We start from the raw sequence: 18,110 nt of genomic DNA, 5'->3' as shown, positions 1-18,110 counted from the left end.
AAAGCCTTGATTATTCTACGGATGCCCTTCCCGCCACGAATCCAGTGGAAAAAGCTGCCTGTAAATTGTAGCCACCTGTAAAACCATCAATATCAATGACTTCGCCCGCAAAAAACAGACCAGAAATGAACTTCGATTGCATGGTTTTAGGATCAATTTCACGCGTTGCCACCCCGCCTGCCGTTACAATAGCTTCAGCTAATGGCCGGGTCCCCTTCACATTTAAGGTGAAGTGCATGATTTGATCCAACAACCGCAGTCTTTCTTCCTTTGTCAATTGATGAACAAATTTATCGCCGTCAATATAAGAAAGATCAATTATGATCGGAATAATTTTTGCTGGTAATAACTCTCCCAATGCATTTTTGAGTTGTTTGCGCGAAAACTTTTCAAAATCACGTTGTAACCGTTTATCAAGCACTTCAGCTGTCAATGCAGGTTTTAAATTAATTTCCACAATAACTTCCGCCGTCACCTTTTGCTTGACATCAAGCCATTTTCCGGCAGCATGACTTAACGATAAAATAATAGGACCAGAAAGACCGAAATGAGTAAAAAGCATTTCTCCAAATTCTTCAGCAATTTTTTTGCCGTTTACAATAAGTGTTGCCCGAACATTTTTGAGTGACAAGCCTTGTAGATCACCGATCCATTCTTCATCGGTTTCAAATGGAATGAGTGACGGCTTAAGTTCTACTATAGTATGTCCCAAGCTACGTGCCATTTCATAACCATCACCAGAAGACCCTGTGCCAGGATAAGAAGCTCCACCTGTTGCAAGAATAACGGCATCAGCCAACACATCCCCGTGATTGGTTGTTACGGCCTTCACTTGACTCTCTTCCGTAACAATAGATTGTACTCTGTAATTCGTCATGAGCTTAACCTTACGTTCCAGTAAAGCACAATAAAACGCCTGTACAACATCCTTTGCCTCATCTGAGACAGGAAATACACGTCCCCCACGCTCAACTTTTGTTGGTACGTCCAGACTTTCCACAAAACGAATCATGTCTTCATTAGAAAAGGCATAAAACGCGCCATACAAAAAAGAGCCATTCCCTGGAATATGCTCAATCATCGTCTTTACGTCACAACTATTGGTAATATTACAGCGTCCCTTACCCGTAATAGCCAATTTTCTACCAATAGACGCCATTTTTTCCACCAAAACAACTTGTCCACCGTGATCTGCTGCACTAATGGCTGCCATCAGACCAGCGGCCCCCCCGCCAATCACAACTATTTTTTTCAAATATAAAACCTCCTGATATATAAGAAAAGCGGGCCACATTGAGCCCGCCGCCTTAAACTTGCTGAATCAAAGATTTTAACCTTCTTACCTCATCAGCCGTAAGCAAGCGATACGCTCCGCGCTTCACACCTACTAAGGTTAAAAATGCTAATTTTGTCCGCTTTAAATCGCGTACAGGATGACCAATAGCTTCAAACATACGACGGATTTGACGATTTTTTCCTTCAAAAATCGTCACTTCCAGCTCAGATACATTTTTGACTTGATCCCTGTTTAAAAGAATGACCTTCGCTGGCTGTGTAAGACCATCTTCAAGTTTTATCCCCTGACGAAGTTTATCCAATTGTTCATCACTCGGCAATCCCAGTACCTTCACTTCGTATACCTTGGGAATATGATGCCTCGGATGCGTAATGGCCTGTGTCAAGTTGCCGTCATTTGTAATCAGCAACAATCCTTCCGTATGATAATCCAACCGTCCCACAGGATAAATACGTTCAGAGATATCTTTCACTAAAGAAGCTACTGTTTCACGTCCTTCGGGATCTTTGAGTGTCGTCACCACCCCTTTAGGTTTATTGAGCAAGACATAGACTAATTTCTCACGATTAATCGCTTTGCCATCGATTTTGATTACATCTTCTAGCTCAACTTTCGTACCAAGCTCAGAGACGGTCTTACCATTCACCTTCACTCGGCCCGCAGTAATAATCTTTTCAGCATCCCTTCGTGACGTCACACCAGCTTGACTAATTACTTTTTGCAAACGTTCTGCCATAACTACTCCTATCTGCAAGTCATTCTGTCATTCATCAATAAAATGGATAAAATCAGTCTGAACTTTACAGGTGCGTATTTTTTTATTATCTTTTGTCATTCTTTCACAACTGCCGCAAATGCCTTCACCACAGCACATAGCAGCATTATTCGTCGCTGCCATGGGAATATTCACATCCGTTCGCTCCATCATATGAATAATTGCCTTATGCTGAGCATCAGGACCTGCACTCACGACCAAATCAGGCCGCAGCGTCTCACTAAGAAACCAATCTGCAATCAGAGGCAGCCCCTCACTGCGTAACGAAGCAACTTCCTTCACTGTCACCCCTAATTCTTGAAATTCATGACCAACAAATATTTTACCGACATGACCAGGTGCCAAAATAGCAACTACTTGATTGTTATGGGTCCGTAAAGTTTTAATAATCGGCCATGCAGGCGACTGACCCAGCCCACCTGCTATTACTAGTATTGTACCACAAGAAATCTCGTCAATCCACGGCTGACCGAAAATGCCGTTAAAATAAGGGCCGCGAACCAAAATTTTTTCCATTTTATCTTCTACTAAGCGCGTTGATTTTGGCCCTGAGGCTTCAATCACAACAGTAATCTCAGTATCTTCTATTTCCATAACCCCCACAGGAAAATGAAAAAATGCCGGATCTTCTAGTCGTCGCAAAAATACAAAAGAACCAAGTTTCTGTAGTTTTTTTGCTAAATCACCGTTTACTTCTAGACGCATGAGATAAGTATGTTCACTAATCGGCTCCTTGGCAATAATTCTGCTTTCTACTTCCTGACGAAAAATCATGTCTTCCGTTATATTCGTCTTTGACTGCCATTTTTTTTCATTTAGTATGCACAGACCCGTCCAATTACAGTCACAAAATTTTTCTCCTTGCAACTGACTACAAAGAACGCAGTGATTCGTTTCTGCAAGCAAACAGGGACAATAGGGCGTATTGACATCAATACAGGTAAATCGCATGCTCATATCCTTACTCCCCTCCTATACTAAACACGTATGATAAATTTCCGCCAAACCCGATCGCGATATACGCTCAATAATTTCCTGGTTATTCGTCGAATAAAGATTTCTTTCCTTCATACGTGTAAAAAAGAGGGAACCAGAAAAAGAATAACGATAAGTTCTACCCTCTGCTGTTGCCATTTGTTCATGAATATAAGCAATAAAATCGCCTATAGCTGTATCTCTCGATAATTCAAGATATTGCATATCAAGGCAATACCTTACTGCGTATGACACCATTTGATAAACGAAACGAGAAAAAAAGCCTAAACTCATTCATTAGAATAATAACAGAGCCTTTCGGCTCTGTTATTGTAACGAATCCAGCTTGTGTAATTCATTGAGTTTTTTGTCAAGTAACTGACTCATTCGCAAAACATCTTTGTGTGAAATTCCTTTTTTTAACGCCTCTTCATGCATTTTCTTCCGTAATCTTTCTAACTTTCCACGTGTTACTGAAACACTCACTCATAACATCTCCTTTGCCGTTATTATTTCGAACCTAACAGACAAATGTATGTATATTACGAGAAGAATTTTCGCTAGTTAATATAACACGTTAGTTATATAACAGCATAATCTGTACCAGTTAAAGCGCATAGTAGTATATACTATATTTTGTTTATTATATAGTAGCATATACGGTATAGCAGGTTAAAATTCCTTTTTATTTATCGAAAACTTAACATTTTATGTATGCTAGGACTAAAATAGAAATCTCAGTGCCTACTGATTTACTTTTTGCTGCTTATCTAAACCCGCCTGCGTCCGAATCGCTTTACGACGTTGCTCGGCAATCCGAACTGCAATATCCCACATAATCCGAAGTGCCCCTACCTGGCTCACTTCCCATCCCTCCCCCTTTCACTATATGAATCATCAGATTGTACACTTGCTAAGTACATTTTTTACTATAATTTAGCAGCAACTGACATAGTATATGAGGGATCCGAACTTTAGGGAACAAAGGGGGCCTTTGTCATGTTGGCAGGCGCTTATTTACGTGTAAGCACAGAAGAACAAGTCGAACACGGTCTATCTCTTGCCGCGCAAAAATCTCGGCTTCTTGCTTACTGTCACTCACAAAACTGGGACATTTATGATTTTTATTCCGATGATGGCTATTCAGGCAAAAATCTACATCGACCCGCCATCCAACGATTAATTAGCGATTGTGAAGGCAAAAAACTACAAGCTGTCGTCGTTTTAAAGCTTGATCGGCTCTCACGCAAACAACGCGATGTACTTTATTTACTTGAAGATGTTCTAGACAAAAACAAGATTGGTTTTAAATCTGTCACAGAGCCATTTGATACTACCACCCCCTTTGGCAAGGCCGCCATCGGCATGATGGCTGTATTTGCACAATTAGAACGCGAAACAATTGTTGAGCGCATCCGCATTGCCAAGCAGGAAGCAGCTAAACAAGGCCGTTATCTTGGCGGCCCCATTGCCTATGGCTACCACTATGACCCCATTGAGAAAACCATCGCTGTCATGACTGATGAAGCAACTGTTGTCCGGAGAATTTTCAATGATTATTTGAAAGAACTAAAAGGTTATCAAGTCATTGCAACAGAATTAAACGAACAAAAAATTCCTCCGCCTCGAACAGCGACACAATGGGAACGAGGAACCATCCGCTGTCTACTGAATAATGCCTTTTATGCTGGCTATATTGAACATAGCGGTATTTTCTATCAGGGAAAACATCCGCCCCTTATTTCGCTTCAGCAATGGGAAGTACTCCAACAATTGCGCAACAACAAAAAAATAGTAACTGCAAATAGACGGCCCAAAACAAGTGACAATTTGTTAACAGGCATCATTTACTGCGGTGAATGCGGAGCTAGAGTCCGTTACAAAAAAATTAACAAAAGCCGACAAGACTTGTCGGCTCGAAATGCCTACTATGTTTGTTATTCCGTTGATGGCAACAAGGAAATGAGAAAGGTCGCCCATTGCCCCTGCGGGCATAAACGTGCCTCAATCATTGAAAATCATGTTATAAAATCACTCCTGCAATTTTGTTTCAAACCGCAATTATGTGATAAAATAGCGCAAGAAAGAGGTATTTCCAATAAAGAAATCCTGGAAATGATAAAATTTTTTCCTGAAATTTGGCAAGAAGCAACACCGATTGAAAAACAAGGCATCTTACACAATCTTATTCAAAGGGTCCGCATCTTCCAAGATAATCATATTGAAATAGATTTTATTGATTCTTGACCCTGTGCATATCACTTTGTTTATAACCCTACTGCATTATGTCCGCTTAAAAGTCCAGTAACAATCGCTTCAGTATGACCGACAAGCAAACCGCTTTTTTCACCAGCACAGAACAAATTATCCATCCCTGTAACTTGCAAAATATTATTATTCGGTGCAATTCCCAGATAACGCATGGAATTTCCCTCACCGCCTGCATAAGGGTCTTCATATCTTGCTTGTTCCAAGCCAGGAATAGTCCGCAAATCAGCTAACGGAAAAAAGGGTGTCATCATTTTAGCATGGCCCGTATCAAGCAGCACTAAATTTTCGGCAAAAGCAGCTAAGGCATATTGTGAGCAGGCTTTTTTTCCCAGTATGCCTTTTTTTCTGATTTTTTCAGGTAAAGGAAGAACAACAACACCCTCCTTGTCAAGTTTCTCACGAAGCGCTGAACTCAGCGATTCCTTATTTAACTTACAAGAACCACTCATCGCACCGTAGGTTCCATCTGCCTTGATTGGATAAATTTCTTTAATTTCACATTTATGAGTAACACTCACACGCGGACCAAATGTAGGACAACGCAAAATACACATGGCACAACCATTGCCATAAGTTAAACAATTTCCCATAGGACCAGCAGAGCCGGTGGCATCAACAAAAACATCGCCGAGAAATATTTCCTTGTTATTCACAGTCACACTGATCATTTTCTTGCCGTGTTTTTGCACATCTGTCACCCGCGCCTTGCTATGAATGTCAATACCATAGTCCTGCAAAACTTTTTTAATCGCCGGCTCAATGGTGGCTACATCATAAAGTGAAGCATGTTCATGGCCTGGAAAGCGAATATTGTGATGACGAGCATTTGCATCCATGGTAGCAAATAAATCGCCGCCTCCCATGGCAATCGCTTCCTCAGCAGCTGTATACCTGCCGTTATTACGAAAAATACCGCCAACCAAGCCCGTTCCAAGCAGCATGTCCGTTCTTTCCAGCAAAACAACATTGGCTCCTGCTTTTGCTGCCGCAAGTGCAGCAGCGCAGCCTGCCCAGCCACCACCGATAACAACTACTTTAATCATAGACTCCCCTCCATTCTTCGCTTAGCACATTACAGTGTATTCACCAATTGCTAGTATGCTACAAAATGTAAAAGGCCAATGATAACTGTTGCTATCATTGGCCTTTTGATTTAATTAAACACGCTTTGACATATATATATTGACGCAAACAAACCAATTAAATCGCCACACAATCCTACAAAAAGCGAATACCTGGGGTTTACAATGCCCACTGCCCCAAAATAAACGGTTAAAATATAAAAAGTCGTATCTGTACTCCCAATAATCACTGAAGCCAATTTACCAATAAAAGAATCCGGTCCAAAGGTATGAATAATTTCCGTCGTGAGCCCAAGTGAACCACTGCCAGATAGCGGCCTCATTATGGCAAGAGGCACAATGTCCTGGGGAATGCCAAGCTGATCACAGACTGGCGATAAAAAATTTGCTAAAGCATCCATGGCACCAGATGATCGAAAAATGTTAATCGCAACCATCATGGCTACAAGGTAGGGCATAATACGAATAGCCGTCTGAAATCCTTCGGCAGCCCCTTCGGCAAAGGCTTCATAGATTTTCACTCGACGCAATAGACCAATGAGTGGAATAGCAAATAATAGCAGCGGAATAATCCAAACAGAAAGCATTTCAAGCATACGCACCATGACGCTACCTCCTCGAGCCACTCTGCCCAAACAGGCGAATAAGGCGGTCAATCGTCAAGGTACTTACAGTAGCCGTCAAACTGACAAGTAAAGTAATGCCGACAATTTCAGCCGGACTTTCCGAACCAGCGGCCGAACGGATGGCAATAATCGTAGCAGGAACAATGGTAAAGCCTGTTGTACAAATGGCAAGTAACGTACACATATCAGCAGAGGCCGTTTTTTTATGAGGATTCAATTTCTGTAATTCCTGCATGGCCTTGATCCCAAGAGGCGTGACAGCATTACCCAAGCCAAACATGTTGGCACTCATCATCATGACAATAGCACCTAAAGCCGGATGATTCTTCGGAACTGTCGGAAAGAGCCGACAAATAAAGGGAGACAAGGCTTTTGAAAAAGCACGTACAATACCAGCTGCCTCAGCCACTTTCATCATGCCCAGCCATAAACACATAACACCGATCAGTTTAAAAGCTAACGTAACAGCCGCTTCAGCACCACTAATGGCGCTGCTCGTAACCACTTCAATATTGCCCTGCCACCCTGCATAACAAATACCGCAGGCAATTAACAAAAACCAAATGGCATTAATCACGCCCTTCACCTCTGTATGAAACTATGAAGGACTCGTTCAAACTAGAACAAAAAAGCCTAGCTTAAAAGCTAAGCAAAATTGCGTAACATATAGGAAACAAGGGACTGTACAGAACTCCATAGCGACTTAAAGAGAGATTTTTTTTCAACAGAATCATGAGCAACCAAATTAGTACTTCCTACTTCTTTATTTTGGTAAAGCACTTTTACCTGTCCTACTGTTTGACCTTCCTCAATCGGAGCATTGACTTTGTCAGGCACATCCACCACAGTTGTAAAATCCCCTTCATCATCACCTGATACTGGAATGACGACGCCATCTTGTGCATAAAGAGGCAGGACAGCCTTGTCTTTGCCATCTACAACTTTTACAGTTTTCAAAATATCCCCCTGCTGAATAATCGGCTGCGAATGGATCTGCTTAAAGCTATAGTTGAGCATGGCAATAGAATCATCCCACATACGCTCACTGTCAAATACAACAGCAATAAGCTGTACACCATCACGCTTGGCAGCCGAGACTAGACAGCGCCCCGCATCTTCTGTATAACCTGTTTTTGCGCCATTAGCCCCGTCATAAAGCCAGAGCATTCGGTTTTCATTAAATAAATCGCGAGGATGCTGTTGTCCTTGCCAAGGCATAATCTTTTCTTTCGTAGAAACAATCGTAGCAAAGAGCGGCAGCTGATAACCGTAAGCAGTAATCTTCGCCATATCTGCTGCTGTAGTATAATGGTTAACATCAGGAAGCCCACTGGAATTTGTAAAATGGGTATGATTAGCGCCAATCGCCTGAGCCTTATCCGTCATAAGCTGAGCAAAGGCGGGTACCGAACCCGCAAGATGTTCAGCAACAGCAACTGTGGCATCGTTACCTGAAACAAGCATAATGCCATACAGCATATCAAGCATGGATAGAGATTCGCCCTCTGTCAACCATAAGGAGGATCCTTCTGTTGTCGATGCGGCTTTGCTTGCTGTTACTACATCATTCATATTACCCATTTCCAGCGCAGTAATAAGAGTCATAATCTTTGTTGTGCTCGCTGGATAACGTCTATCATTGGCATTCTTTTCATATAATACTTTTCCTGTAGCTGCTTCAATCACAATAGCTGATTTTGCTGTTACATCGAGCGGTGCTGTAGCACCCATCGCCGCTGGCGTTACTATAAATAAAACCGCAGCAATAAAAGTTATCGCTTTTGATCTCATTGTTCAAATCCTTTCTCTTAGCAACAGTGTCATACTTTCATATTATAACTACATTTTGCAAAAACGTCAAAAATTTCTTGTCATCATACATGTTTAGAAGTGACAACGGAAATAATAATAAGGGAGGTGAAAAAATGGAAACATTAGATGTTAAAACAGCTCTTCGAACGACATTGACACAAAAACAAGAACTTGTACGAGACTATCAAACTTACGCCAAGCAGATAACAGACCATAGTGTTTCTGAAATGTACCGTGATTTTGCTGAACAAGAAGGTTATGCCGCAGCAGACATTAAAGAACAGCTAGATAAACTCAAATAGCTTCTAGAACATTCTATGTGTAAGGCCGCACAATTATGTGCGGCCTTATGTTTTTGATTACTGGAATCTCTTCACTTATACGACTCAAATTCACTGTCATCTGCTATCGATTCATGCGAATCAGCAGAAGCAGGCTTTTTATGGCTCAACATTTCTTGTATTTTATCTAACACTTGCGGCACAAGATCGACAACACGATCGCAAAGCATTTTCCCATCGACTTGCAAAAAACGAATGCCGCTCGTAGATGAGCACACTAAAAAACCTACTGGTTTTACACTCACACCAGCACCACTGCCGCCGCCAAATGAATGAAGTGCGTCGCTTTGCAGCTTTTCTTCCGGCTCATAATCACCACCACCTGCAGCAAAACCAAAAGTTACTCTGGAAATCGGAATAATCACCGTACCATCCACCGTTTCAACAGCATCACCCACAATGGTATTCACATCAACCATTTCCTTGATACTCTCCATTGCTGTTTTCATTAATCCTTGAATTGGATGTTCAGCCACCTATCGTAACCCCCTTCTTTACATTTTTCACAATAAATAAAAAAGCATTCATAACATTACCCAGTTTAAAACTGAATATACACTGAAATTCTGTTTTAAACTCCGGTTGCCTAAAAGTAGGGCTGACTTGAATCGCCGGACAAACGGCAAAACGAACATTTTTCATGAGCTGAGATAATAAACAGGCCTTGACACTCCAAAGCAGCCCACTTGCAATTCCAGTCATAGCCGCATCAGATGTACTAAACTGCGTCTTCCAATAAAATTTTTCACAACAGAAAGCTGTCATAAATGACTGTACGACGTGCCGGTAATAATAAAAAAGACGATGCGTTTTACGGAGCCCCGCTAAACCTAAACGAGGATGACGGATAAGACGTCTAAAAAAATGTCTTGATGACTTTCTTTCGACTTTTATAAATTGCCTACTATCCGCTTTTTTCATGCTTGCTTCACGCTTCAACCACTCTTTTTGCACCCATTGAATGACGGATAAGGTGCGTTGATAAAAAAACAACTTTCCTTTACTGTAAATAGTCACTGTCAATTTGTCATTAGCATCCTGCCAGTGATAATCGAAAGCAATATAAAAGGTCGTGCAAGACGCAGCAATCACGACACTAACAAACAAGCCAAGGAAAGCAAGGAATAAGATCATGCCAACACCTCGCTACTTATTGCCTAGTATATCCAAAATATGTCTAATTATACAAAAGCAGCATGCCAAAAGGCATGCTGCTTTTTAAGTCTGTGACTCTATGACAAATTGAGAAACGTCTGGTAGATCCTGGATGGTATTTAAACCAAAACACTGTAAAAATTCTTCTGTCGTCCCATATAAGATCGGTCTTCCTGCTGTTTCCTTCCGTCCCATTTCCTTCACTAGTCGACGTTCAACAAGCTGATTGACAATTTTATCGACATTTACACCACGGATCTGTTCAATTTCCTGGCGAGTTACAGGTTGGCGAAAAGCAATAATGGATAGTGTTTCCATCGCCGCCGTAGTAAGCTTTGCATCTTGAACACAGCCCAGTTGGTCAATAACATCTGAAAACTGAGCTTTCGTACACAACTGATAGCCGCCAGCCACTTCAACAATGGTCAACCCTCTCTGAACAGGTTCCATGGCAGCGCGCATTTGTGTAATCAATTGCAAAATATTTTCTTCATCAACACAAAGAATTTCAGCAAGCTTATTCGCCGGAACAGGATCACCACTAGCAAATAAGAGTGCCTCAAGGGGTCCCTTCAGATGATCATAGAACACGTTCTTACTCCTTTGCCATGAGATATATTGGCCCAAAAGGCTCCTGTTGCTCAATAACAAGCCGTTTTAAACGAAGTAGCTCCAGAATGGCTAAGAAAGCCGCCACAACTTCCTGCTTACTGCCAGACCGAATAAAAGTTGACGTAAATTCAATTTTTCCCTGATTATGCGCCAATAGATGAACAATATCAAGAATCTTATCTTTCACATCGACTTCATCGCGATTGACCAGAGTAAACTTATCTACCTTACTTTCCCATACAGCTAAAAAAGCTTGTATCAATTGATCGGCGTTAAGGCCTTTCAGCAATGGATAGCGAACAGGAAATTCCTGCGGATCACGGGTATGAAAAAGTTCACGCACTTGACTCATTTCTTGCAAAACAGCAGTGATTTGTTTAAATCGGCGATATTCAATCAGTCGATTCACAAGTTCAAGCCTCGGGTCTTCCTCTTCTTCATTTTCCTCAATCCGCGGCGGCTTTGGAAGCAACATGCGCGATTTTATTTGTAGCAGCGTCGCAGCCATGAGGAGAAACTCACTGGCTATATCCATATTAAATTCATTCCAGGCCTCAATATAAGTTAAATATTGCTGCGTAATATCGGCAATGGGGATATCGTAAATATCAATCTGGTTTTTTTCGATTAAGTGCATTAAAAGCGCCAGTGGACCTTCGAAAACTTCCAATCTGACCTTATAACTCATCGGCTCAGCTCAAATGCATGGCATCGCGAACTTCTTCCATTGTTGCAGATGCAACCTTTCTCGCTCGTTCTGCACCAAAGGCAAGAATGTCTCTGACTTTTTGCGGTGAACTTTCAAATGTTTGCCGCCGTGCATGAACCTCAGACAAAGCTGTCACAAGATTTTCGGCTAACCTTTTTTTACAGTCAACGCAACCGATTTCAGCCTGACGACACTTCTGTTCAATTTCCGACAACTCACTTTTCGAGAAAAACTGATGAAATTTATAGGCTGTACATACTTCAGGATGTCCGGGGTCCGTCCGTTTCACGCGCTGAGGATCCGTTACCATTAACTTGACTCTAGACCGAATTTCATCAGGTGTAGCAGAAAAGCTAATATCATTGCCATAGGATTTACTCATTTTTCTACCATCAATACCAGGCAAAATAGACGCCTTCGTGAGACTGGCCTCAGGCTCTGGGAAAATAGGACGATAGAGATAATTAAACCTCCGAACAATCTCACGACTAAGCTCTAAATGGGGAAGTTGATCCTCTCCCACAGGAACGGTATCGGCCTTATAAAGAATAATGTCTGCTGTCATAAGCTCAGGATAACCCAAGAAGCCATAAGTATTCAGGTCTTTACCTTGCAGACTTACCTGCTGAATTTTATCCTTATAAATAGGAACGCGCTCAAGCCAGGAAAGAGGGGTCATCATGGAGAGTAGTAAATGTAGCTCTGCATGCTCCTTCACATGGGATTGAATGAAAACAACATTTTTTTCGGGGTCCAAACCGGCGCTTAACCAGTCTAACGCCATATTATAAATGTTTTCTGGCAACTTACTCGTATCTTCATAAGAAGAAGTCAATGCATGTAAGTCTACGATGCTAAAAAAACATTCATATTCTTGCTGTAATTTGATCCAATTCTCTAATGCTCCTAAATAATTGCCAAGATGAAATTTGCCTGATGGCTGCATACCGCTAAAAATACGGCCTTTGCTCATTGTAAAACCTCCCAAGTTAGATAAGAATCGAGACTATTCCCTGAATAATAAAGGACAAGCCCCGTTCAAGCGGATTAATAATTACACCAATAGCGCCAATATAAATAAGACCCATCAAAATAAAGGGTGCATAAGGCTCAATACGTTCCAACCAATCGGATTGACGGCCAGGCAGTACAGCCATGAGCACCTTGGATCCATCTAGTGGTGGCAATGGTATCAAATTGAAAATTGCAAAAACAACATTATACATATAAGTAAAAGAAAGAATTTTAGCAGTAAAATTGTTGAGTAAATCGAGCTTCACCAATACGGCAAAAAGTATCGCAACAGTAAATGCCACCAAGATATTGGCAAAAGGTCCCGCAAGTGACACACCAATCATGCCGTTTTTATGATTCGTAAAATTATTCGGATTTACTGGAACAGGCTTGGCCCAGCCAAATCGAAAAATCCACAGCATAATAAGTCCCAGTGGATCAAGATGAGCTAGCGGATTCAATGTTAACCTTCCCAAAATTCGTGGTGTGGGATCACCAAATGCTACAGCCACACGCGCATGGGCATATTCATGAATTGTCAGCGCAATAAGTAAAGCCGGAATACGAAAAATCATGTCACTATCAAAACCAAACACAAATTGTCCTCCTTAAGCAATAAAGAAATGGATTACTCATCTATTTTAGCACAGAAGTTCCATAACAGGAACAACTTCGCCAGAATTCTGATGATATTGTCATGAAGTCTGCGTCATTTCTTAACAAATTATTAAACTGAATTTTTCACAAGGCCCAAAATTTTGTCTTATAATGTAAGAAACAGCACGGGAATAAAGCATTGCGCATGGCCCTACGAGGAGGGATCTACCCGTCATGATAAAACCTTTACAACGACAATCGCCACTTGCCTATGGAGCAAAAATACTCTTCCTATGTGCTCGTCCCTTATCTACTAAAGTGCTCTGTCCGACTCATTGGTTTATTAACGAAACCGCTCTAAATATGCTCGCACAGCTTGGCTATCATCAAGAGGTAAGCTTCATTTCACCTCATCTTCGCAGTCTTCAAGCTGGTGTTTCTTGGGCTGACTCCGGTTATAAAAATATTAGCCACTTTTTTAATCCCGCAACAAAAAAAGGCATTTACGGCTTTGCCAGTGCCGCCTGTGATTTTATTCATTATATAAACAAGGCAACAGAAAAAAACAAAATGGGAAATATAGAGGATGCCATCTTTTACCTTGGTGCAGCCGCTCATTTATTACAGGATATGTGCGTTCCTCATCATAGTACAGGATGGCTATTTAACGGACATAAGGAATATGAAAATTGGGTTGAACAAAATTTTATGAATTATTTTATCATGCCTGACTCGCTAGAAAAACACTTTAAAAAACCTTTTCAACTATTTTTTTCCAATGCCCTTGTATCGGCAGAATGTATCCACCTTGTCAACAAAAAAAATCTAACAAATTACCATGAAACAACACGTCTTCTCCTTCCCCTCGCCGAGTACAGCACAGCAGGCTTATTACACTGGTTTACGAACAAGCAGCTTTTTTAAAAGTTGCTTAAGACAACAGCTTTCGCTAAGAAAGCTGTTGTTTTTGCGGAATAAGTTCGTCCCAATGAGAACAGCCTAATAGTATCCGCAAACTACAGAAGGGAAGCGATTTAGATGGTCATGTCACCTTGGCGGCAAACTGCTGCTGTCTTACTTGCACTCGGAATGATGATTTCCCCGCTCGGCTGTACTCTCTTTCAACCCCAACTTAAACCAGAAATTGGTCCAACCGGATCTGGCGAGGAAGCAAAAAGCAATCCGCCTTTTTTTCAGCAATTTGATCGACCACCTGCTAAACTCTACGATCTTGAAACATTGTCAGGTACCATTTTTGAAAGCCTGCGCAACAAAAACTGGGAGCAAGCCGCCAATCAATTGCAATCTCTTCGCCAGACCTGGGAAGAATCGAAACTACAAGTAGGCGATAAAAAAGGCCTAAAAGAAGCAAATGAAGCCATCCAGAAATTGGCTGATGCTGTAGAAAAGCAAAAACTGCCTGGCGCATACGAAGCATTAAATCAATTTTTAGTAGGCGTCAGTGACATAGCAAAATCGTACAAGCTTTCTCCTCTCACCGATATTTTACTTGTCGGGAATGCAGCCCGCAATGTCAGTTATTACGTACATGATAAAGACTGGTCTAAGGCTGCCGCAAAAGTCAAAGAACTCGAAGGAACATGGGAACAAGCCAAACCTTCCATGGAACAAATCGGCATACTCAGTGAAATTACCAAAGCTCATGGGACAATCAAATCTTTAAGAGATGCTGTAACAAGTGAAAATCAAGGAGCCAGTGAGGGGCAACTGAAAATTTTGAATGAAAGCCTAGGCGCCATTCGTGAATTTTATAAGAACAAGCAGCAATGATGGACGCAAAACCAGAGACTCCACTTGTCTCTGGCTTTGTTCTACTACGAATCATGTGAGCTATCTTCTTTTGGTTTTCCAGCGTCTTGTTCTTGCCCCGCCTTCTTGGATGATTCTGTATGATTCTCCATTTGTGGTTTTAGTACAGCGGGTCGAAGTAATTTTTGCGGAATAGGCAGCCTAAAAAATACCGTCTTTAGCGCTGCTAAATCGACTGGCCATAAAGGCCACATATAAGGAATACCAAACGAGCGAGTCCGTATGAGCAAAATACAAATTACGATCATACCACCAATGAGACCAGGCAGCCTAAAGAACATAACTGCTATGATAAGCATGAGACGTAGCAATCGCATAGCCATGGCAAGCTCCATACTCGGTGTTGCAAAAGCTCCCACAGCTGCAACCGCTGTATAAAAAATAATTTCATTACCAAACAAACCCACCTTGGTAGCAAAATCGCCAAGCATAAAAGCGCCAATAAAACCAAGAGCTGTAGATTGAGCTGAAGGCACGTGAACCGTTGCCATACGAACCAATTCAATACCAAATTCAGCTAAAATTAATTGTAATCCGAGTGGAATAATACCTGGATCACGCGGGCCTAAAAAAGCCAAATACTCAGGAAGCAAATGCCGCTGCAAAACAAGGGACAGCCAAAGTGGCGGTAGCAGTAGCGACAGCGCCACCCCCAGCATTCTGACTAGCCGCAAATAAGAACCAATAATAACATTCTGATGATACTCTTCTACATGCTGCAAATGATGCCACAAGGTTGTAGGCAGAATCATAATGTTTGGTGAAGTATCCACAACAAGGCAGACATGCCCCTCAAGCAAATGTACGGCAGCCACATCCGGACGTTCAGTATACCGAACTTTTGGTAATATATTCCACTTGCTGCCACCCATAATAAATTCTTCAATAGCTTTTTCTGCCATAGGTATCCCATCAATAACAATCTTATCCAACCGTTCTTTTACGGAATCGACTAAGTCTGGATTAGTAATATCTTTAATATAGGCTACAGCAATATCGCACTTCGACCGTTTGCCAACCTTCACAATAGTAAAACGAAGCATAGGGTCCCGCAGTCTCCGCCGGATGAGTGCCGTATTAAAGGGAAGCGTTTCGACAAAAGAATCTTTGGATCCACGTGTCACCTTTTCAATATTCGACTCAGCTGGCATGCGGGCAGGATAAGCCCGAGCATCAAAAACAATAACCTTCGCTTCACCATCAATAAAAAACGCTAGTTGACCCGATAATATACTCGTAACGACATCGTCCATATTATCCACTAATGTAACCTGTGAATGAGTCGCCCGCGAATAAAAAACTTTTTGCATCGTATTGACTGAAAGATCTTCCGGATTGAGTGCTAACATGTCCTGAAATACATTGGTAAGCAACACATCATTTGTCATACCATTTATCGAAAAAGATGCTGCTCGCTTACGGCCAACATGATATTCCCGGAAAATAACATCATAACATTCACCGACACCTAATAAGTCTTTCACATAATGAATATTTTCATCGATTCCTTTGTCTATTTTCCGGTTTAACATCAATACCACTCCGTTTCAGAATCTCTTCAATGGCTTTCTTTGTAATGGGTGCCCCACGGTCACGATCATCGGCGTAATGCATTTTTCCGACATCCCCCACTCCCACAACAACAGGCACAACTACATCATTTAAAATATCCACCGTATCGCCGTGAATAATGGGCTTACCTAATGTGTCAGAAGCAACGTCGCCTTTTTTATCCACTGCAGCATCATAAACAAATTCCCCTTTTCCGCTAATACAAACATCCGCAGGAATACCTATACCACCTGTTGTATTAGAAGCTACAGCTACAGCACCAAGCACTTCAATATCAGGATGAGACGCCACATACTCTATGGCTCTCTCTCCATTCCCCTGTTCAGGATCACCTCTGTCATCAAACATGACAAGAACGGGATCACGGGGAACTTCTTTGAGCAATTTTACAATCTTTGCACCGCTAATTGGCGTAGGATTCCCCCCTGATGCGGAAATACAACGGAGTCCAAGGGATCTTGAAATATCTTCTACAACATGTCTGGCAATTTTATCTCCGTCTGTAATCAAAATGACGCGGATTTTTCCTAACACCTTTTTTCACCTCAAGTTTGCTTGCCACTGTCTTGCTGTTTTAACAATTCATTCATTTCACTCACAATATCCTGACTTTTTTTCATGACTTTTTGCAAATTTTTAAGACTCACTTCTAATTCATTGGACAACTCATAGCGTAGCTCTGATAGCTGCTGAACCTTTTGTTCCATGCTTTGTAGTGGCTGTGTTTGTGAAAGCTTTGCCGAAGAACGCCTGAGTAGACGTCCCTCCTTAGTCGATGTATTCGACAAGTTGCTGCTACTCGACTCAGTCATTTGTAGCTTAACATTGGGCGGCTGCTCTTGACTTTCATCATTCTGATTTTTCTTAGACTCCTCCTGCTTTTGGCGAACGGCAACCGTTGCCTGCAAATTTAATATTTCCTGGGCCATATTTTTTAATTGCAGTAAAACATCTTGATCACTGCTGCCGTTTCCAGCAACGCCACTATCAGTATCTGAGTTCTCCCCTAAATGTCTTCCCATTCTTTTTGTCACATAAAAACCTCCCTACTGACTGATATAATGAAAAATTTGCACGCACAGCATGACAACTGCAAATCGCAGATTAATCACAGCGAAAGGGGAACGAAGCCTGGCAAAAGGCTTTATTAAATGAGCGGTAGGCTCAAATTCAAAACCTGTGACAGCTGCTCCGACAGCATAGTTTAAAAAGGTGCCGCTTAAAGCAAGCAAAAAAATGCGTGTTGCCGTAGCCCCTGTCACTTGCATATTAGTAAAAACACCAGAAGCTAGAATACCTTCAATATGCAGATGCAAAAATAAAGTCGCCACGATCTGTCCAAACTGATTAATCAGACAGGCAATCAATACATAATGAGGATAGCGCAAACCAATAAAACAGATCGTTACAAACAGGCCAATTGCATCGATTACAATCATTAC

23 protein-coding genes are annotated in these 18,110 nt (G+C 41.6%); 4 read left to right on the top strand and 19 right to left on the bottom strand.

The genetic code is table 11. The features are described 5' to 3' along the window. Window positions 1-10: 10 nt before the first annotated feature. The 5 genes from Ga0466249_RS10375 to Ga0466249_RS10355 form a co-directional block, all read right to left on the bottom strand. Window positions 11-1,255, bottom strand: a complete 1,245-nt coding sequence (locus Ga0466249_RS10375; protein WP_215829381.1) for a BaiN/RdsA family NAD(P)/FAD-dependent oxidoreductase — start codon at window positions 1,253-1,255, stop codon at window positions 11-13. A 52-nt stretch (window positions 1,256-1,307) separates the two neighbouring features. After that, window positions 1,308-2,033, bottom strand: a complete 726-nt coding sequence (locus Ga0466249_RS10370) for a pseudouridine synthase (protein WP_215829380.1) — start codon at window positions 2,031-2,033, stop codon at window positions 1,308-1,310. 27 nt (window positions 2,034-2,060) lie between these two features. Then, the gene (locus Ga0466249_RS10365) at window positions 2,061-3,029 is read right to left on the bottom strand and encodes a hypothetical protein (RefSeq protein WP_215829379.1); all 969 of its coding nucleotides are present in this window, start codon (window positions 3,027-3,029) and stop codon (window positions 2,061-2,063) included. Window positions 3,030-3,044: 15 nt separating this feature from the next. Then, window positions 3,045-3,272, bottom strand: coding sequence for a hypothetical protein (locus Ga0466249_RS10360; protein WP_215829378.1), 228 nt, complete (start codon window positions 3,270-3,272; stop codon window positions 3,045-3,047). Between the two features lie 102 nt (window positions 3,273-3,374). Continuing rightward, window positions 3,375-3,533 (bottom strand): aspartyl-phosphate phosphatase Spo0E family protein, encoded by a 159-nt coding sequence (locus Ga0466249_RS10355; protein ID WP_312889751.1) that lies wholly within the window; start codon window positions 3,531-3,533, stop codon window positions 3,375-3,377. Between the two features lie 513 nt (window positions 3,534-4,046). On the opposite strand from Ga0466249_RS10355, the gene Ga0466249_RS10350 reads away from it, so the two are divergent. After that, window positions 4,047-5,294, top strand: a complete 1,248-nt coding sequence (locus tag Ga0466249_RS10350; protein WP_215829377.1) for a recombinase family protein — start codon at window positions 4,047-4,049, stop codon at window positions 5,292-5,294. 20 nt (window positions 5,295-5,314) lie between these two features. On the opposite strand, the gene Ga0466249_RS10345 is transcribed toward Ga0466249_RS10350, so the two are convergent. The 4 genes from Ga0466249_RS10345 to Ga0466249_RS10330 form a co-directional block, all read right to left on the bottom strand. Further along, the gene (locus Ga0466249_RS10345; RefSeq protein WP_215829376.1) at window positions 5,315-6,361 is read right to left on the bottom strand and encodes an FAD-dependent oxidoreductase; all 1,047 of its coding nucleotides are present in this window, start codon (window positions 6,359-6,361) and stop codon (window positions 5,315-5,317) included. Between the two features lie 110 nt (window positions 6,362-6,471). Continuing rightward, a complete protein-coding gene (locus Ga0466249_RS10340) occupies window positions 6,472-7,005 on the bottom strand; it encodes a spore maturation protein (protein ID WP_246588620.1) in 534 nt (177 codons plus the stop codon). A 4-nt stretch (window positions 7,006-7,009) separates the two neighbouring features. Then, complete coding sequence (locus Ga0466249_RS10335) at window positions 7,010-7,603, bottom strand: nucleoside recognition domain-containing protein (protein ID WP_215829375.1); 594 nt, start codon at window positions 7,601-7,603, stop codon at window positions 7,010-7,012. Between the two features lie 68 nt (window positions 7,604-7,671). After that, on the bottom strand, window positions 7,672-8,817 hold the full coding sequence (locus Ga0466249_RS10330) for a D-alanyl-D-alanine carboxypeptidase family protein (protein ID WP_215829374.1): 1,146 nt from the start codon (window positions 8,815-8,817) through the stop codon (window positions 7,672-7,674). Window positions 8,818-8,951: 134 nt separating this feature from the next. Here Ga0466249_RS10330 and Ga0466249_RS10325 point away from each other — a divergent pair, with 134 nt between their 5' ends. Continuing rightward, window positions 8,952-9,140: a rubrerythrin family protein gene (locus tag Ga0466249_RS10325; protein ID WP_215829373.1), complete on the top strand. Its 189-nt coding sequence runs from the start codon at window positions 8,952-8,954 to the stop codon at window positions 9,138-9,140. A 71-nt stretch (window positions 9,141-9,211) separates the two neighbouring features. Here the strand turns inward: Ga0466249_RS10325 and ytfJ are convergent, their stop codons facing one another. The 6 genes from ytfJ to Ga0466249_RS10295 form a co-directional block, all read right to left on the bottom strand. Beyond that, window positions 9,212-9,655, bottom strand: coding sequence for a GerW family sporulation protein (gene ytfJ, locus Ga0466249_RS10320; protein WP_215829372.1), 444 nt, complete (start codon window positions 9,653-9,655; stop codon window positions 9,212-9,214). Further along, the gene (locus Ga0466249_RS10315) at window positions 9,648-10,313 is read right to left on the bottom strand and encodes a DUF2953 domain-containing protein (RefSeq protein WP_215829371.1); all 666 of its coding nucleotides are present in this window, start codon (window positions 10,311-10,313) and stop codon (window positions 9,648-9,650) included. Before Ga0466249_RS10315 ends, ytfJ begins: the two co-directional genes overlap by 8 nt. 84 nt (window positions 10,314-10,397) lie before the next feature. Further along, window positions 10,398-10,925, bottom strand: a complete 528-nt coding sequence (gene scpB, locus Ga0466249_RS10310) for an SMC-Scp complex subunit ScpB (RefSeq protein WP_215829370.1) — start codon at window positions 10,923-10,925, stop codon at window positions 10,398-10,400. A gap of 4 nt (window positions 10,926-10,929) precedes the next feature. Continuing rightward, a complete protein-coding gene (locus Ga0466249_RS10305) occupies window positions 10,930-11,634 on the bottom strand; it encodes a segregation and condensation protein A (protein WP_215829369.1) in 705 nt (234 codons plus the stop codon). Between the two features lie 4 nt (window positions 11,635-11,638). Next, window positions 11,639-12,628, bottom strand: coding sequence for a tryptophan--tRNA ligase (gene trpS, locus Ga0466249_RS10300; protein ID WP_215829368.1), 990 nt, complete (start codon window positions 12,626-12,628; stop codon window positions 11,639-11,641). Window positions 12,629-12,644: 16 nt separating this feature from the next. Continuing rightward, on the bottom strand, window positions 12,645-13,265 hold the full coding sequence (locus Ga0466249_RS10295; RefSeq protein ID WP_215829367.1) for a site-2 protease family protein: 621 nt from the start codon (window positions 13,263-13,265) through the stop codon (window positions 12,645-12,647). A gap of 235 nt (window positions 13,266-13,500) precedes the next feature. Here Ga0466249_RS10295 and Ga0466249_RS10290 point away from each other — a divergent pair, with 235 nt between their 5' ends. Both Ga0466249_RS10290 and Ga0466249_RS10285 read left to right on the top strand, forming a co-directional pair. Further along, the gene (locus Ga0466249_RS10290) at window positions 13,501-14,190 is read left to right on the top strand and encodes a zinc dependent phospholipase C family protein (protein ID WP_215829366.1); all 690 of its coding nucleotides are present in this window, start codon (window positions 13,501-13,503) and stop codon (window positions 14,188-14,190) included. A gap of 114 nt (window positions 14,191-14,304) precedes the next feature. Further along, a complete protein-coding gene (locus tag Ga0466249_RS10285; protein WP_215829365.1) occupies window positions 14,305-15,057 on the top strand; it encodes a DUF4363 family protein in 753 nt (250 codons plus the stop codon). Between the two features lie 44 nt (window positions 15,058-15,101). On the opposite strand, the gene Ga0466249_RS10280 is transcribed toward Ga0466249_RS10285, so the two are convergent. Genes Ga0466249_RS10280 through Ga0466249_RS10265 form a run of 4 tightly spaced genes read right to left on the bottom strand, consistent with a single transcriptional unit; the run spans window position 15,102 to window position 18,107 of the window. Next, window positions 15,102-16,628 (bottom strand): spore germination protein, encoded by a 1,527-nt coding sequence (locus Ga0466249_RS10280; protein ID WP_246588619.1) that lies wholly within the window; start codon window positions 16,626-16,628, stop codon window positions 15,102-15,104. Further along, window positions 16,594-17,202, bottom strand: coding sequence for a stage V sporulation protein AE (locus Ga0466249_RS10275; protein WP_215829363.1), 609 nt, complete (start codon window positions 17,200-17,202; stop codon window positions 16,594-16,596). The genes Ga0466249_RS10280 and Ga0466249_RS10275 overlap by 35 nt, the downstream gene beginning before the upstream one ends. Window positions 17,203-17,213: 11 nt before the next feature. Then, window positions 17,214-17,702 carry a hypothetical protein gene (locus tag Ga0466249_RS10270; protein ID WP_215829362.1) on the bottom strand — a complete coding sequence of 163 codons (489 nt, stop codon included), beginning with the start codon at window positions 17,700-17,702 and terminating at the stop codon, window positions 17,214-17,216. Between the two features lie 12 nt (window positions 17,703-17,714). Continuing rightward, complete coding sequence (locus tag Ga0466249_RS10265) at window positions 17,715-18,107, bottom strand: hypothetical protein (RefSeq protein ID WP_215829361.1); 393 nt, start codon at window positions 18,105-18,107, stop codon at window positions 17,715-17,717. Window positions 18,108-18,110: the final 3 nt, after the last annotated feature.

Origin of the sequence: Pelorhabdus rhamnosifermentans, assembly GCF_018835585.1 — a bacterium.
GTDB lineage: Bacteria > Bacillota > Negativicutes > UMGS1260 > UMGS1260 > Pelorhabdus > Pelorhabdus rhamnosifermentans.
This window is presented reverse-complemented; position numbering and strand designations above follow the sequence as displayed.

Excerpts from the sequence above, each read along its gene's own strand:
- Ga0466249_RS10370 (WP_215829380.1), bottom strand. The coding sequence starts at position 2,033 with ATGGCAGAACGTTTGCAAAAAGTAATTAGTCAAGCTGGTGTGACGTCA.
- Ga0466249_RS10365 (WP_215829379.1), bottom strand. The coding sequence starts at position 3,029 with ATGAGCATGCGATTTACCTGTATTGATGTCAATACGCCCTATTGTCCC.
- Ga0466249_RS10360 (WP_215829378.1), bottom strand. The coding sequence starts at position 3,272 with ATGCAATATCTTGAATTATCGAGAGATACAGCTATAGGCGATTTTATT.
- Ga0466249_RS10350 (WP_215829377.1), top strand. The coding sequence starts at position 4,047 with ATGTTGGCAGGCGCTTATTTACGTGTAAGCACAGAAGAACAAGTCGAA.
- Ga0466249_RS10345 (WP_215829376.1), bottom strand. The coding sequence starts at position 6,361 with ATGATTAAAGTAGTTGTTATCGGTGGTGGCTGGGCAGGCTGCGCTGCT.
- Ga0466249_RS10340 (WP_246588620.1), bottom strand. The coding sequence starts at position 7,005 with ATGGTGCGTATGCTTGAAATGCTTTCTGTTTGGATTATTCCGCTGCTA.
- Ga0466249_RS10330 (WP_215829374.1), bottom strand. The coding sequence starts at position 8,817 with ATGAGATCAAAAGCGATAACTTTTATTGCTGCGGTTTTATTTATAGTA.
- Ga0466249_RS10325 (WP_215829373.1), top strand. The coding sequence starts at position 8,952 with ATGGAAACATTAGATGTTAAAACAGCTCTTCGAACGACATTGACACAA.
- Ga0466249_RS10315 (WP_215829371.1), bottom strand. The coding sequence starts at position 10,313 with ATGATCTTATTCCTTGCTTTCCTTGGCTTGTTTGTTAGTGTCGTGATT.
- Ga0466249_RS10305 (WP_215829369.1), bottom strand. The coding sequence starts at position 11,634 with ATGAGTTATAAGGTCAGATTGGAAGTTTTCGAAGGTCCACTGGCGCTT.
- trpS (WP_215829368.1), bottom strand. The coding sequence starts at position 12,628 with ATGAGCAAAGGCCGTATTTTTAGCGGTATGCAGCCATCAGGCAAATTT.
- Ga0466249_RS10290 (WP_215829366.1), top strand. The coding sequence starts at position 13,501 with ATGATAAAACCTTTACAACGACAATCGCCACTTGCCTATGGAGCAAAA.
- Ga0466249_RS10285 (WP_215829365.1), top strand. The coding sequence starts at position 14,305 with ATGGTCATGTCACCTTGGCGGCAAACTGCTGCTGTCTTACTTGCACTC.
- Ga0466249_RS10280 (WP_246588619.1), bottom strand. The coding sequence starts at position 16,628 with ATGTTAAACCGGAAAATAGACAAAGGAATCGATGAAAATATTCATTAT.
- Ga0466249_RS10265 (WP_215829361.1), bottom strand. The coding sequence starts at position 18,107 with ATGATTGTAATCGATGCAATTGGCCTGTTTGTAACGATCTGTTTTATT.